The organism is Luteolibacter sp. Populi (assembly GCF_040801775.1).
Lineage (GTDB): Bacteria > Verrucomicrobiota > Verrucomicrobiia > Verrucomicrobiales > Akkermansiaceae > Haloferula.
In genome coordinates this window covers 3,733,480-3,746,711 of record NZ_CP161812.1, presented here as the reverse complement: position 1 = coordinate 3,746,711, position 13,232 = coordinate 3,733,480, and the positions used below count along the sequence as shown (strand labels likewise).

Here is a 13,232-nt window from a genome sequence, read left to right as displayed (position 1 = left end):
GAAGTGAACCACAAAGATATCAGCAAGTTCCTGAGTCTCGTGCTGCGGCACGAGCCAGAGAAGATCGGCATCACCCTCGATGAAAACGGGTGGACGGATTGCCAGACCCTGATCGAGGCTGCAGGCCGTCGCGGGAAGCGATTCGACCGCGATACGCTGGTCAAAATCGTGAGTGACAATGACAAGCAACGCTTCGCCTTGAGCGAGGACGGCAGGTGGATCCGCGCGAACCAAGGGCACTCGGTGCCGGTAGATCTGGCTCTGCAGCCACAGACGCCGCCGGAGTTCCTCTACCACGGGACCGTGCCGAAGTTCCTCGGGTCCATCCGCCGCGGCGGACTGCACAAGGGCGAGCGCCATCACGTGCATCTCAGCCCCGATCTAACAACCGCCACCAAGGTCGGCGAACGTCGCGGCAAGGCGGTGATCCTATCGATCCGGGCCGCGGAGATGTCGGCCGCGGAGCATCCCTTCTACGTTTCGGAGAACGGCGTCTGGCTGACGGACGCGGTGCCGCCGGAGTTCATCGTCTTTCCATGAAAGTGGCACCTTACATTGATGTTGCCGCCGTTTGGCCCTCCAGCGGGCGTCATATACTCGCGAGCCATGATGAGGATTCGATCGTGGTCTATCAGGCTTACCGGCCTGCGATCGGGCGTTACGCGGCGATGAACGGGCACTTCGGCGGCGAGTTCAGCTTCAGCCGTATGAGCTGGATCAAGCCGAACTTCCTGTGGATGATGTATCGCTCCGGATGGGGCACGAAGGAGGGCCAGGAGGTGATACTCGCGGTGACGATACCGAGACGCTTGTTCGAAGAGATACTCGTAGCGGCAGTGCCTTCGGCTTTTGATGCCTCTAAACATCGTGATACGGACAGCTGGAAGGGCGCGCTCGCCGCCTCGGAGGTGCGCCTGCAGTGGGATCCGGATCACGGGCCGAATGGAGCGCCGCAGCAGCGCCGCGCGATCCAGCTCGGGCTGCGCGGGGAGATGCTCCGCCGCTATGCGGAGACGGAGGTGATCCGGATCGAGGACATCTCCGGCTTCGTCGCGGAACAGCGCGAGTTCCTGGGGAATCCGGACAAGCTACTGGTTCCGGCGGAGACGGTCTATCAGCCAGATGTTGCTGCAGCGGCCAATGTCGCGTTGGACCCTTTTGATCTCGGCTCCGCCACATGAACCGTGAGCGTCAATCATCCTGCCTGCTGGGCGGCGCGCTCGGGGATTCGCTCGGTCTGCCGGCGGAGGGGCTGAATGCCAAGCGCATCGCGCGGATGTGGCCCGGGCCTTTGCGGCATCGCTTCTGCGGTCGTTGCGGGATGGTGAGCGACGATACCGAGCATGCTCTGATGACCGCGCTTTCCTTGAACCGCGATGATCACGACGCGAAGGCATTCGCGCGGGATCTGGCGCGGCGCTTGCGCTGGTGGTTCGCCGGGATTCCCGCGGGGATCGGGCTGGCGACGGCACGGTCGATTCTGAAGTTGTGGTGCGGGGTTAGCCCCGTGCGCAGCGGTGTGTGGTCGGCGGGCAACGGTCCCTTGATGCGCGCGCCGGTGATCGGGGTTTGCTTCTCGCAAGATGCGGCGAAGCGAATGGCATTTGCCGATGCCTCCACGCGGATCACGCATTCCGATCCTAGGGCTGCCGAAGCCGCGCGGATGATCGCGGAAGCAGCGGCGATGGCATCCGAGCGTGTGCAGGATTCGGCGGAGATTTTGCAGGTTTTAGAAACGATGGCTGAAAGTGCCGAGATGAAGTCGCGGCTACCGGCATTGCGCGAGGCGCTGCGGGAGGACTGTGCTGTGGCGGAGTTCGCGGATCGGATCGGCCGGAAGGCGGGTTTCGTGAGCGGTTTCGCGCCGGACTCGGCTGCCGTGGCGCTGTATGCATGGCTGCACCATCGCGGCGACTTCCGGGCCACAGTGGAAGCGGTAGTCGCATCGGGTGGGGATACCGATACGGTGGCGTTCATCGCGGGCTCTCTGGCAGGCACCGATGCCGGAGTGAAAGGGATGCCCGCCGAATGGATCGATGGCTTGAGGGATTGGCCGATCAACGCGCACCTTCTACGCGGGGACTTGTCGGATTCCCCGATCCGCTATCCGGTTTGGCCGCTTTCTCTCGCGCGGAATTTTGTATTTCTGTTAGTCGTCGTCGGCCATGTGTTCCGGCGCGCTTTGCCACCTTATTGAAAGAATGAAAGCGATCCAAGGCGACATCACGAAGCTGGCGGTAGATGCCATCGTCAATGCGGCGAATTCCAGCCTGCTCGGTGGCGGCGGGGTCGATGGTGCGATCCATCGCGCCGCGGGGCCGGAACTCGTGCACGAATGCCGCCTATTGCACGGGTGCAAAGTCGGCGAGGCGAAAATCACCAGGGGCTATCTACTCCCGGCGAAGCATGTGATCCACACGGTGGGACCGGTATGGAATGGCGGGAAGAAGCGCGAGGCCGAACTGCTGGCAAGTTGTTATCGACGGTCCCTGGAACTCGCAGCGGAGCACTCGCTGCTATCGATCGCCTTTCCGGCGATCAGCACGGGCATCTACGGCTATCCGATCGCGGAAGCGACCGCCATCGCGGTGAAGACGGTTCGTGAGTTCGTGAAGGAGCATCCGCTTGAGGTGACGTTCTGCTGCTTCTCGAAGCGCGATTTGGAGATCTATCAGGCCGAGCTGGCCAAGGGAGAAGCCGTCCCGACACGAGGCGATGCCGTGAATCGCGCGATAGGCTGCTTGGTCGGACTTGCGGTAGGCGATGCGCTTGGCACGACGCTCGAATTCAAGAGTCCCGGCAGCTTTGAGCCGATCGATGATATGGTCGGCGGCGGACCTTTCCATTTGAAGGCGGGGCAGTGGACCGACGACACCTCGATGGCGCTCTGTCTTGCGGAGAGCTTGCTGGAGTGCGGTGGCTTCGATCTGCGGGATCAGGCGGATCAATATGTTCGCTGGTGGCAGGAGGGTCACCGGAGTGCAACGGGCACGTGCTTCGATATAGGAAATACGGTGCGCGCGGCACTGGCTTCATTTATCAAGAGGGGCGATCCGGTAAGCGGCAGCACTGACCGCTACTCGGCGGGCAATGGTTCGATCATGCGCCTCGCGCCGGTGCCGATCTACTTCAAGGACCCCAAGGCCGCCGTTCACTATTCAATTGAGAGTTCGCGCAGCACGCATCAAGCGTCGGCCTGCTTGGATGCCTGCCGTTATCTGGGTGGGATTTTGTGGGGCCTGATCCACGGAGCCACGAAGCAGCAGGTGCTCGCGCCTTCCTACTGCCCGGAGGGCTGCAACCTGGACGGGCTGGACCCTGCGATTGCGGAGATCGCCGCGGGCTCCTTCAAAGAGAAGGATCCGCCGCAAATCCGCGGCAGCGGTTATGTCGTGCAATCGCTGGAGGCGGCACTGTGGGCATTCCACCGCTCGGACAATTTCAGAGATGGAGCACTGCTTGCCGTGAATTTGGGCGATGATGCCGACACCACCGGCGCCATCTACGGCCAGATCGCGGGTGCCTGCTACGGCATTGATAGTATTCCTGCACCTTGGCTTGAAAAACTCCACGACCGCGAGCTCATCCTCGACTTTGCCAAACGTCTCTTCCTCGCATGAACGAACACGCACTCATTCTCGTCGATATTCAGAACGACTTCCTGCCCGGCGGTGCGCTGGCGGTGCCGGAGGGCGATCAGGTCATCCCGGTGGCCAATCGGCTGATGGATGATTTCAAGATCATTGTCGCGACGCAGGACTGGCATCCGGCCGATCATGGCAGCTTCGCGGCGAATCATCCGGGCAAGCAGCTTTACGAGGTGAGCGACTTGAACGGGCTGCCGCAAGTTTTGTGGCCGGTGCACTGCGTGCAGGGAACGAGCGGTGCGGAGTTCGCTCCCGAATTGGAAGTGAAGCGGATCACCCGCGTCTTCCGGAAGGGCACGGACGCCGGAATCGATAGCTACAGCGGCCTCTACGACAACGGCCACCGCCGCTCGACCGGTCTCGCCGAATGGCTGCGCGAGCAAGGAGTGAAGCGGCTTACGGTCTGCGGCCTGGCCACGGACTATTGCGTGAAATTCACGGCGCTCGATGCAGTGGCGGAGGGCTTCGAGGTGACGCTTCACTTGCCTGCGAGCCGCGGCGTGAATCTATCACCGGGCGATGTCGATGCTGCCGTGGAGGAGATGAGATCGAAAGGCGTGACGATTCATGGATAAGAGTTCGCCATCGCCTGCCATCGCGCTGAAGAGGCCGCTGGCACCGGACACGATTGTCGTGCCCGCGCTTTCGGTTCTTCTGCTGCTCTGCGCATGGCAGAAGTGGCTGCCGATCGATCTAACAGAAGCATTCGGATTTGCGACGGGTGCGATCTGCGTGTGGCTGATCACGAAGGAGAATATCTGGAATTGGCCGATCGGCCTCGCGAACAACATCTTCTTCGCGATGCTCTTCTGGCGCACCCGGCTCTATGCCGATTTCGGCTTGCAGGGGGTGTATTTCGCCTTCGGCGTGTGGGGTTGGTGGCAGTGGCTGCACGGCGGCGAGGGCCGCTCGAAGCTACAGGTTTCCCGGACCCGGCGGACGGAGTGGATCGGCATTGCGGTCTTCCTGGTCTTGGGGACCTGGGGTCTGCGCGAGTTGCTGCTCCGCGTAAATGGATCGGCACCGTTTTTGGATGCGCTGACGACCGTCATCTGTCTGGCAGCACAGTACCTTTTGTGCCGGAAGCGGATCGAGAATTGGTGGCTGTGGATCACGGCGGATTTGATCTATGTCCCGCTCTATTCCTCAAAGCATCTCCCCTTGACCGCGGTCCTCTATGCCGGGTTCATTGTCCTGTGCATCCTCGGCCTGAAGCGATGGAAACGGGAACTGAAGTGAACGCGGCGGAGCGCTTCGGCTTGGGCCTGGTGGTCGGCAAGTTCCTGCCGCCGCACCGTGGCCACCGCTTCCTGATCGAGACCGCGCTGTCGCGCTGTGAGCGCGTGGTGGTGATCATTTGCGGCAAGCCGGTGGATCCCATCCCGCCGGAGTTGCGTGCGGGGTGGTTGCGGGAGTTGGTGCCACAGGCGGAGGTGATGTTGATCGACGACCGCTACGATGAGAACGATTCGCGGGTGTGGGCGGAGAACACGATGGGCTGGCTCGGGCGTGCTCCGGATGCGGTCTTCACCTCGGAGGACTACGGTGAACGCTATGCGGGCCTGATGGGTGCGCGCCATGTGATGGTAGATCGTGCACGCCTCGTCGTGCCGTGCAGCGGCACGGCGGTGCGGCAGGATCCCTTCGCAATGTGGGATTTCATCGATCCGCCTTTGCGGGAATGGTTTGCGAAACGGATCGTGATTGTCGGTGCCGAATCGACCGGCACGACGACGCTGGCCATGGATCTCGCGGCGGCACTCGATACCGAATGGGTGGCGGAATACGGACGCGAATACAGCATGCTGAAGCAAGGGAGCTGCGATGCGAACTGGCGCTCGGAAGAGTTCATGGACATCGTCCGCGAGCAGGCGCGGCGCGAGGACGCCGCCGCACGCAGGGCGAATCGTATCCTGGTGTGTGATACGAATTCCTTCGCCACGGTGCAGTGGCACCGGCGCTACATGGGGACGCGGTTTGCGGAACTGGAAGCCTTTGCGGCGGCTTGCCGCGCGGATGTGTATTTCCTGACAGGCGATGAGATTCCTTTCGAGCAGGACGGACTGCGCGATGGCGAGCATCTGCGCCACGACATGCACCGTTGGTTCGAGGAAGCGCTCACCGCGCAGCCGAAGCCGTGGTTCCTGCTACGCGGGAGCCGCGAGACCCGGTTAAGCCATGCGCTCGAGATTCTCGATGAACTTCGGCTCGAGTGGCGGCGTTGACTTGGGCGGGCCGCACTTGCTATGACTTCCCGCCTTATGAAAGCCGTGTACCGGTTCTTAGCGTGTGTGCCATCGCTGATGTTTCTTGCCGCTTGCAAGAAGGAGCAAGCATCGGTGGCGGTCCCGCCAGCACGGGCGGCCGATGTCTGCTCGAATGCCGATGACGCTCTAACAGACGCGGCATTCGTGTTCGTGACCTCGCCACGATCCGGGGAGAGAGTGTCGACGGGCTTCACGGTCAGCGGTTGCTCGCGGACCTTCGAGTCCACCGTGAATTGGAAGCTGAAGGCGCGCGACGGTAGCGAGCTTGCTGTCGGCCACGCGCAGGGCGGAGGAGTGGACGGCCCGGGTAGCTTCTCCTTCGCGGTGAATTTCACGGTGAAGGAACGGCAGATCGGCCAGCTTGAGGTCTACGAGGAGGACGCCTCCGATGGCGAGGGACCGCCGAAGCCGCGGAATGCGATTCCGCTCGTCCTGAGGCCCTGAGCGCGATGAAGGTCGCGGTCATTGGCATCGGCGGAAGCGGCTCCGCGGCGTTGAGATCCCTGGCGCGGGCGGGACACGAGGCGGTCGGCTTCGAGCAATTCGAGCTCGGCCATGCGCGCGGCAGTTCGCACGGGCACAGCCGGATCATCCGGCGGTCCTATCCGGATGCTTTTCACACGCACATGATGGGGCGCGGCTATGAGCTGTGGGATGAACTCGAGCAGGAGGCCGGCGAGGAGCTTTTCGTGCGCTGCGGCGGACTGACCTTCGGGCCGGTGGGCGATCCGAAGGTGGAAGCCACGCGGATGGCGCTGGAGGAAGCGGGGCTGGAGTATGAGACCCTGACGAGGGAGGGGAGTAGGGAGCGTTTCCCGGCGATCGATATCGGGGAAGGGTCGATGGCAATTTTTCAGGGTGAGTCCGGTTTCTTGCGGGCAAGCGAGTGCGTGCTCGCGCAGGTCCGCTTGGCGAGAGATCGCGGTGCCGTGCTTCATGAACTCGCGGCGGTGAGACATGTCCAGGAGGACGACTCCGGCGTACTCGTTTCCACGGATAATGGAACGGACCGCTTCGATGCCATAATCGTTACGGCAGGGCCATGGCTGGGGAAGCTTTTGGCACCGCTCGGATTACCGCTCCGCACGGCGCTCCGGCAGGTGATCTATGCGGGAATCGCCCGAAATGCGGACCACTTCTTACCGGGCAGCTTGCCGGTGTGGATCGAGGAGCCGGATGAATATTACGGCTTTCCCAGTGATGGCAGGGTGGAGGGGTTCAAGTTTGCTTCGCACGCCGCGGGAATCGACTTCGATCCCGATGAATCCGGTCGGCCGGTGATGAACGAGCACATCGAGCGGGCGATGGCTCACCTCGCGAAACGCTTTCCGGACATCTCGGGAGAGGTTATCGCCGCGCAGTCCTGCCTCTACACGAGCACGCCGGACGAGTTCTTCATCCTGGACCACGCACCAGGTTCACGCCGGGTGGCGCTGTGCTCCGGATGCAGCGGCCATGGCTTCAAGTTCACGATTCTGCTGGGCGAGCTTGCCGCCCGGCTGGCGACGGCGGAGGGGAGAGAGCCAGGGCCGGAAGCCTGGCGTTTGGAGCGCTTCGCTTGAGTTACGATCCCATTCCCCTTGTCATGCCCCGCGCCAGTCCCGAACCTGCCCGCATGGGCGATCCATTCATCCGCGTGCGCGGTCTCGAGCAGAAGTTCGGGTCGCAGATGGTGCTGCGCGGGGTGGATCTCGATATCATGCGCGGCGAGACACTGGTGCTGCTCGGCGGGTCCGGCGGGGGGAAGTCCGTTTTGCTGAAGCACCTTCCCGGGCTGCTGCGGCCGTGGAAGGGCACGGTGGAGGTGGACGGCGTCGACATCACCCATCTCGACGAACGCGCGTTGTCGCCTTATCGCCGGAAAGTCGGCATCATGTTCCAAAACGGCGCGCTCTTCGACTCGATGAGCGTCGAGGAAAACGTCGCCTTCCCGCTCCGCGAAGCCGGCTTGAAGGATGAGAAGGAGATCGCGGAACGGATTGCCGAGGCGCTGGAAATCGTCCGGCTGCCCGACCAGCAGAAGAAGATGCCCTCCGCGCTTTCCGGGGGCATGCGCAAGCGCGTGGCCCTTGCCCGGGCGGTTGTCGGACGTCCGGCCTGCGTGCTCTACGACGAACCGCACGCAGGTCTCGACCCGATCACGGCGGACTCGATCGACCACCTGATCAAGGACCTCCAGCATCACTACGGCATGACCAGCGTCGTGGTCACCCACGAGATGCGCAGCGTCTTCCACATCGCCGACCGGGTGGTCTTCCTGCAGGAAGGCCGCATCCACTGGAGCGGCCCGCCGGAGGAGCTCCGGGACACGCAGGACCCGATCCTGCGGCCCTTCGTGGACGGGGATTCGGGCGAGCCCTGGGACGGATCGACCTTGCAGGTGAAGGCTTGAGCCGCGAGGATTCCACCCATGGGCGAAACGAAAGCGAAGACGGAACTCTGGGTCGGAGTGTTCGTGTTCATCGGCCTGGCGCTGCTCGGCGGGCTGATCGTCCAATTCGGACGCTTCAGCGACCGGCTGCGCGGCAAGTATCAGCTCACCGTCGTTTTCGACGATGCCGCCGGCCTGATCAAGGGCTCGGAGATCCGCATGGGCGGTGCCCGGATCGGCAAGGTCGCCGAGTCGCCCGAGCTCAATTCCGACACCAAGGTGCAGGTCATCATGAACGTGGACGACGCGATCAAGATCCCCGAGAACTCGATGATCCAGATCGCTTCCGCCACACTGCTTGGTGACAAGATGATCGTCCTGACGCCGCCGGAGAAGGTCAACACGACGGGCCGCTATCTCCAGCCGGGATCGGTCCTGCAGGGCGGTGGTCCGTCCGGACTCGATGCGATCCAGAACAATGCCGAGGCCCTTAGCCGCGATGCCCGACGCCTGATGCAGGAAGCCGAGACCACCTTCCTCAAACTCGATTCCGCGGTGGATGACATCCGGCTCGTTGCCGGTCGGATGGCGGACAGCTTGAAGAAGATCGACAGTTCGATCTTGTCCGAGGCCAATCTCAAGCGTTTCGACGGAACCCTGGATAATCTGGAGAAGACCACCGCCGAGTGGGCGAAGGCCAGCGCCGGCTTAGAACCCACGCTCGGCGACGCCCGCAATGCGATCCAAGCGATCGAGAAGGCTGCCGCCAGCGCCGACAACACCTTCGTCCGCGCCGGTGACCGCATCGACCAGCTCGAGCCGGCCTTGCGCGATGTCCCGAAGGCGGTGGCCTCCATTTCCCGCGCCGCGGACAAGGCGGGGCAGGCGCTGGACCGCGTGGAAAGCGGCGAGGGTCTGTTAGGCACCCTGGCCTACGACCGCGATGTCTCCGACGACGCACGCGCTTTCATCCGCAATCTCAAGCAGCAGGGCATCCTGCGCTATCGCGACAAGGAAACTCCCTTGGATGATCCGCGGAATCGCTTCCGTGGCAGACGGCGCTGAGCAGGCTTCCTGCTATTTCCCTGCCACATACACCGTGCTCGCCGATTCGGTTTCCCGCAGCGGATTGGAGAAGGTGACGATGTGGGATTCGCAGGTGCTGAAGACATCGCGGAGCGAACCCATGAAGACTTCGTCCGGCGGATCGTCCGACCACAGCGCGAAGATGCCGCCGGGGTGAAGCTTGGCCGCGAGGCGGCGCAGGCCGTCGGGCGAATAGAAGTCGGCGTGGCGCTCGTGGAGGAGATTCGAGGGCGAGTGATCGATATCGAGCAGGACCGCGTGAAATCGGCGGCCGGGAGCATCGGGATCGAAAGCGGCCTCGGAATCCCCTGCGACGGCGAGCTTGAAGAAATCGCCGTGAACGAAGCGGCAGCGAGGATCGGCGGTCAGGCCCGGCCCGAGCGGCACCAGGCCCTTCTCATGCCATTCAATCACCGGCTGCAAGTAATCGACGACGATCAGGGAAGCGACGCTGGCCTGCTCCAGGGCGGCGCGGGCGGTGTAGCCGAGACCGAGCCCGCCGACCACGACATCGAGCCGTGCTTCATCGCCGGGGAAGGCGCGCTCCGCGGCAGCGAGCCCGAGGCGGGAGAGAGCCTGCTCCACCTCGGTGAAGAGGCTCGTCATCAGATAAGCGTCGCCGAGGATGATCTCGTGGACCTCGAGGTTATCGAGGGAAAGGATGGTGCGGCGGCGCAGGCTCAAGTCCCCGAGCGCGGTCTGGCGGAAATCGAGTTCTTCGAAGCGGGGAGTCGGATGCACGGCCCCTTGTAGCCGCACAGGATGAATAGCCGACTCCGAAGTTTGCGCGGCGTTCTTGAGAGCCCTCAAAACAGCTCGCCCTGTGCCGGGGGGCGCGCGGGCGGCGGCTCCAGCGCAGGGATCGCCGTGATCTTCCCCGCGGGATCCAAGCTCCCCAAGAGCGCAAAACGCGTGTCCCGGAAATACGCCAACTGCGCCGGCGTGGCTTCCACCGTGACCATCTTGGCGAGTTGGTAGCTGCTCCCCGCCCTCGACACTACCGGCGGCTCCAGCACCCAGATCAGGCGCGCTCCCGGCGGGGCGTCGCCCCAGATGAATTCCTTCGTGTCCTCCGCTTGGATCGCGATCGCCGCCACCTCCTGTGCCGACTGCGCGATCGCATGCCCCGGCTTCCGCAGCCACCAGCCGAGCTTCTCGTGCTGCGCGCATCCGCCCCAGATCACTTCCGCCTCCGCGCCATCCGGCAAGCTCACCGGAAACGGCGTCTTGCTCCCCGGCCCATAGATCTTGCCATCGGTGGTGCGGAAGCGGTGCGGCATGTGCAGATCCTTCCCGGCGGCCACAACTTTTTGAAGCGGGAATTCCCCTTCCTCCGGCACAGCCGCACCCCCGTGTAAAAATTGGAATTTAGTAATTAGTAATTCAAGACCTCCACCTCATCGATCCAAACATTCGGCAAGGCCCCCGGCACCCTCCCGAACAAACTCGCCCCAAAAATCGTCGCCGGTGCCCCGCTCGCTTGCAGCGGCACTTGGAAGACCTGCCAAGCCGTCTTCAGCGGCGGGAGCTGGATCACCGCCGAATTCACCTGCGGCCCGCCCGGGACATTCACCCCGTAAACGATCAACCCCGTCTGATCCGCCGCCACCGGCGCGGCCGAGCGGATTGCCAGCTTCAGCACCCCGAATTCCGGCCGCAGGAATCCCGGATACTCGGAAAAGGTCACCCCCGCGTAGCCTCCCAGTCCGGACAGCCGCAAGCTCGCCGTCCCCGCGTAAGCCACCGCCGGGTCCACCTCCGTCACCGTCGCCCCGCCGTAGCCGCCTGCCGACCACTGGTCGCCCGGCACCTTTGTCAGCGCATCGCGATACATCGGCCGCACCCGGTGCTCCGGCACCGGTGCCAGCTCCGGGAAGACCGCGAACTGCGCCGGGCCCGTGATCTTCTGGTTGTCCGCCATCGCCGGAATCGCCGGGAAAGTCACCACCTCGCCGAAGCGGCTGCTCACCCGCACCTTCACCGGGAAGGCCAGCGGAATGCTGCTCGCCAGGAAGACGAAGCTGTTCGAGGCGCTCCGCGGCATGTTCACCCAGTCCGTGCTGCCGTTGCTCTGGATCTCCACCTTGTTGATCCCCGCCCGGTAATTGTAGGGCCTCAGCTCCGTGTAGTAGATGCTCGAGCCCGGCACCACGTAGAGCTTCACATTCCCCGTCACCGGCGCTGGCACCAGCCGCATCCCGGCCGTCAGTGCCCCCGTTACCGCCCCGCCGCTCAGGGGCGGATAGGCCGTTTCCCCCAAGTCGAAGAAACTCCGCCCCACATCCACCGTCCCCGGCGGCGCATCCGTCAGATCCGTGATCATCACCGTCACCCGCCCGAAGGGCCCCGCCAGCTCGTAGCACTCGCCCGCCGCCGCCGCGTTCTCCCCGCCGCGATGATACTCCGTCGGGCTCAGCGCCCCGATGAACCCGTCTTTGAAAATCTGCGGCATATCCGCGTAGATCGGCCCGAATCCCGCCGCGCCTTGGTTGTTCGGCAGCGGCGTGTGGGAAGTCACCGAGGCATCGCCCGTCGCCAGCCCCGGCACCCGCGCCCGGAAAAATCCCCGCGCCCCCAGCGGTTCCCGCAACGCCCGCACATAGCGCCCGTCCGTCCTCGGAAACACCAGCGCCTCATCCCCCCAAGCCGCCAGATCCGCCGACTTCTCGATCTCCACCTGCCCCGCCGCCCCCGGCTCCTGCCCCGCCAAATGCCACCCGGTCCCCACCACCGGCGCCAATGGGGCCGCCGCCCCCGCCACCCGCTGGAAGCGGTAGCTCGCCGTCGCCGGGAAGCCCTCCATCCGCACGCTCACCGGCAACCCCGCTCCCCCCACCAGTACCCCCGTCCCCGTCCAAGCTCCGCCTGCCTGCAATTGCTCCACCTGCCAAGTCGTCGATCCCGGCAAGCTGGCGCTCAGGACCGGCGTCCGCCCGAGTTCCAATGGTCCCGCCGACAAGACCGCGCCCATTCCGATTACCAACACTCCGGCAGCTCGAAACATAGGGCCGAGCTTAACTCCGCTCACTCTTCAGGGAAAGCAAACCTTTCGCCCCGTCCTTCCTCAGGCTGCCGCTCGACTTCGCCTATTTCGCAAATTCCGTGGTTCAAACCTCAGTTCCGTTCGGCTAACCAGCCCCATGCTCAAGCGCCTCATCCTTCCTGCCCTCTTCGCCATTGCCCTCAGCTCCTGCACCATCCCCGTCACCGGGAAGGGCTCCATCCCGCAGGCCGCCGCCTCCGTCCAGATCGGAAAAACCACCTATCAGGAACTTCAGGCAGAGCTTGGAGCCCCGCCGCTCTCCGACCGCAAGGGCGATCGGCAAATCGCCAACTGGCTCACCAGCGGCGTCGGCATGGGGGCGGCCAGCGTCATGGGCACCAATGACATCGTCATGAATTCCCTCGGCGTCGAATACGACCGCAGCGGCATCGTCCGTCGCTCCGTCTCGCACATCAACAAGCGGAAGAACACCCTCGCCACCCCCTTCCATACCTCGCACGTCGCCGGTGCCAGCCGCGATCCCGGCCGCTTCTCGCGCATGAAGCACGTCAGCCAGATCGAGGCCGAGCTCGGCTCGCCCCAGGCCAAGCGCATCTCCTTCGAGGGTGAATCCTGGGTCTGGGTCGGCTACCCCGGCTCCTCCGGCAACGGCGTCTTCACCGCCGAACTCGACCGCAACGGCCGCGTCCTCCGCACCGCGCTGAAGTAGGCAGGGACTTCAGCAGGCAGGGACCGCTCTCCGAGCGGTCAGGCTGGGGGCGTGTCACTTCACGAAACCACGCCGCCAGACCCATTCGCGCCGTCCCACTCCTGACGTCCTCCCCCCGGGACGTCTTCCACTGCTCACTGATCACTCG

General features: G+C 64.0%; 15 protein-coding genes. 12 read left to right on the top strand and 3 right to left on the bottom strand.

The window, feature by feature from the left end:
- The first annotated feature begins 3 nt into the window (after positions 1-3).
- The 11 genes from ABWK72_RS15310 (at position 4) to ABWK72_RS15260 (ending at position 9,350) form a co-directional block, all read left to right on the top strand.
- Entirely contained in the window at positions 4-540 is a 537-nt protein-coding gene (locus ABWK72_RS15310) for an RNA 2'-phosphotransferase (RefSeq protein ID WP_367870440.1), read from the top strand.
- Positions 537-1,181, top strand: coding sequence for a DUF4291 domain-containing protein (locus tag ABWK72_RS15305; RefSeq protein ID WP_367870439.1), 645 nt, complete (start codon positions 537-539; stop codon positions 1,179-1,181). The genes ABWK72_RS15310 and ABWK72_RS15305 overlap by 4 nt, the downstream gene beginning before the upstream one ends.
- Positions 1,178-2,197, top strand: a complete 1,020-nt coding sequence (locus ABWK72_RS15300) for an ADP-ribosylglycohydrolase family protein (protein WP_367870438.1) — start codon at positions 1,178-1,180, stop codon at positions 2,195-2,197. Before ABWK72_RS15305 ends, ABWK72_RS15300 begins: the two co-directional genes overlap by 4 nt.
- A gap of 4 nt (positions 2,198-2,201) precedes the next feature.
- On the top strand, positions 2,202-3,620 hold the full coding sequence (locus tag ABWK72_RS15295) for an O-acetyl-ADP-ribose deacetylase (RefSeq protein WP_367870437.1): 1,419 nt from the start codon (positions 2,202-2,204) through the stop codon (positions 3,618-3,620).
- A complete protein-coding gene (gene pncA, locus ABWK72_RS15290) occupies positions 3,617-4,222 on the top strand; it encodes a bifunctional nicotinamidase/pyrazinamidase (protein WP_367870436.1) in 606 nt (201 codons plus the stop codon). The genes ABWK72_RS15295 and pncA overlap by 4 nt, the downstream gene beginning before the upstream one ends.
- A complete protein-coding gene (pnuC, locus tag ABWK72_RS15285) occupies positions 4,215-4,886 on the top strand; it encodes a nicotinamide riboside transporter PnuC (protein ID WP_367870435.1) in 672 nt (223 codons plus the stop codon). The genes pncA and pnuC overlap by 8 nt, the downstream gene beginning before the upstream one ends.
- Positions 4,865-5,872 carry an AAA family ATPase gene (locus ABWK72_RS15280; RefSeq protein ID WP_367870434.1) on the top strand — a complete coding sequence of 336 codons (1,008 nt, stop codon included), beginning with the start codon at positions 4,865-4,867 and terminating at the stop codon, positions 5,870-5,872. The genes pnuC and ABWK72_RS15280 overlap by 22 nt, the downstream gene beginning before the upstream one ends.
- A gap of 78 nt (positions 5,873-5,950) precedes the next feature.
- Positions 5,951-6,358, top strand: coding sequence for a Gmad2 immunoglobulin-like domain-containing protein (locus tag ABWK72_RS15275; RefSeq protein WP_367870433.1), 408 nt, complete (start codon positions 5,951-5,953; stop codon positions 6,356-6,358).
- A 5-nt stretch (positions 6,359-6,363) separates the two neighbouring features.
- Entirely contained in the window at positions 6,364-7,476 is a 1,113-nt protein-coding gene (solA, locus tag ABWK72_RS15270; RefSeq protein WP_367870432.1) for an N-methyl-L-tryptophan oxidase, read from the top strand.
- A gap of 23 nt (positions 7,477-7,499) precedes the next feature.
- Positions 7,500-8,306, top strand: a complete 807-nt coding sequence (locus ABWK72_RS15265; RefSeq protein WP_367870431.1) for an ABC transporter ATP-binding protein — start codon at positions 7,500-7,502, stop codon at positions 8,304-8,306.
- A gap of 18 nt (positions 8,307-8,324) precedes the next feature.
- Positions 8,325-9,350, top strand: coding sequence for an MlaD family protein (locus ABWK72_RS15260; RefSeq protein ID WP_367870430.1), 1,026 nt, complete (start codon positions 8,325-8,327; stop codon positions 9,348-9,350).
- A gap of 12 nt (positions 9,351-9,362) precedes the next feature.
- On the opposite strand, the gene ABWK72_RS15255 is transcribed toward ABWK72_RS15260, so the two are convergent.
- From ABWK72_RS15255 to ABWK72_RS15245, 3 genes are all read right to left on the bottom strand, one after another.
- Positions 9,363-10,112 carry a spermidine synthase gene (locus ABWK72_RS15255; RefSeq protein ID WP_367870429.1) on the bottom strand — a complete coding sequence of 250 codons (750 nt, stop codon included), beginning with the start codon at positions 10,110-10,112 and terminating at the stop codon, positions 9,363-9,365.
- A gap of 65 nt (positions 10,113-10,177) precedes the next feature.
- Positions 10,178-10,651: a hypothetical protein gene (locus tag ABWK72_RS15250; RefSeq protein ID WP_367870428.1), complete on the bottom strand. Its 474-nt coding sequence runs from the start codon at positions 10,649-10,651 to the stop codon at positions 10,178-10,180.
- 95 nt (positions 10,652-10,746) lie between these two features.
- The gene (locus ABWK72_RS15245; RefSeq protein ID WP_367870427.1) at positions 10,747-12,375 is read right to left on the bottom strand and encodes a hypothetical protein; all 1,629 of its coding nucleotides are present in this window, start codon (positions 12,373-12,375) and stop codon (positions 10,747-10,749) included.
- A gap of 136 nt (positions 12,376-12,511) precedes the next feature.
- Here ABWK72_RS15245 and ABWK72_RS15240 point away from each other — a divergent pair, with 136 nt between their 5' ends.
- Complete coding sequence (locus tag ABWK72_RS15240; RefSeq protein WP_367870426.1) at positions 12,512-13,084, top strand: hypothetical protein; 573 nt, start codon at positions 12,512-12,514, stop codon at positions 13,082-13,084.
- Positions 13,085-13,232 lie beyond the last annotated feature (148 nt).

What these genes read in the sequence shown, in the direction of transcription:
- pnuC (WP_367870435.1), top strand. Translation starts at nt 4,215, where the DNA reads ATGGATAAGAGTTCGCCATCGCCTGCCATCGCGCTGAAGAGGCCGCTG.
- ABWK72_RS15265 (WP_367870431.1), top strand. Translation starts at nt 7,500, where the DNA reads ATGCCCCGCGCCAGTCCCGAACCTGCCCGCATGGGCGATCCATTCATC.
- ABWK72_RS15275 (WP_367870433.1), top strand. Translation starts at nt 5,951, where the DNA reads ATGTTTCTTGCCGCTTGCAAGAAGGAGCAAGCATCGGTGGCGGTCCCG.
- solA (WP_367870432.1), top strand. Translation starts at nt 6,364, where the DNA reads ATGAAGGTCGCGGTCATTGGCATCGGCGGAAGCGGCTCCGCGGCGTTG.
- ABWK72_RS15300 (WP_367870438.1), top strand. Translation starts at nt 1,178, where the DNA reads ATGAACCGTGAGCGTCAATCATCCTGCCTGCTGGGCGGCGCGCTCGGG.
- ABWK72_RS15260 (WP_367870430.1), top strand. Translation starts at nt 8,325, where the DNA reads ATGGGCGAAACGAAAGCGAAGACGGAACTCTGGGTCGGAGTGTTCGTG.
- ABWK72_RS15305 (WP_367870439.1), top strand. Translation starts at nt 537, where the DNA reads ATGAAAGTGGCACCTTACATTGATGTTGCCGCCGTTTGGCCCTCCAGC.
- ABWK72_RS15245 (WP_367870427.1), bottom strand. Translation starts at nt 12,375, where the DNA reads ATGTTTCGAGCTGCCGGAGTGTTGGTAATCGGAATGGGCGCGGTCTTG.
- ABWK72_RS15240 (WP_367870426.1), top strand. Translation starts at nt 12,512, where the DNA reads ATGCTCAAGCGCCTCATCCTTCCTGCCCTCTTCGCCATTGCCCTCAGC.
- ABWK72_RS15250 (WP_367870428.1), bottom strand. Translation starts at nt 10,651, where the DNA reads ATGCCGCACCGCTTCCGCACCACCGATGGCAAGATCTATGGGCCGGGG.
- pncA (WP_367870436.1), top strand. Translation starts at nt 3,617, where the DNA reads ATGAACGAACACGCACTCATTCTCGTCGATATTCAGAACGACTTCCTG.
- ABWK72_RS15295 (WP_367870437.1), top strand. Translation starts at nt 2,202, where the DNA reads ATGAAAGCGATCCAAGGCGACATCACGAAGCTGGCGGTAGATGCCATC.
- ABWK72_RS15280 (WP_367870434.1), top strand. Translation starts at nt 4,865, where the DNA reads ATGGAAACGGGAACTGAAGTGAACGCGGCGGAGCGCTTCGGCTTGGGC.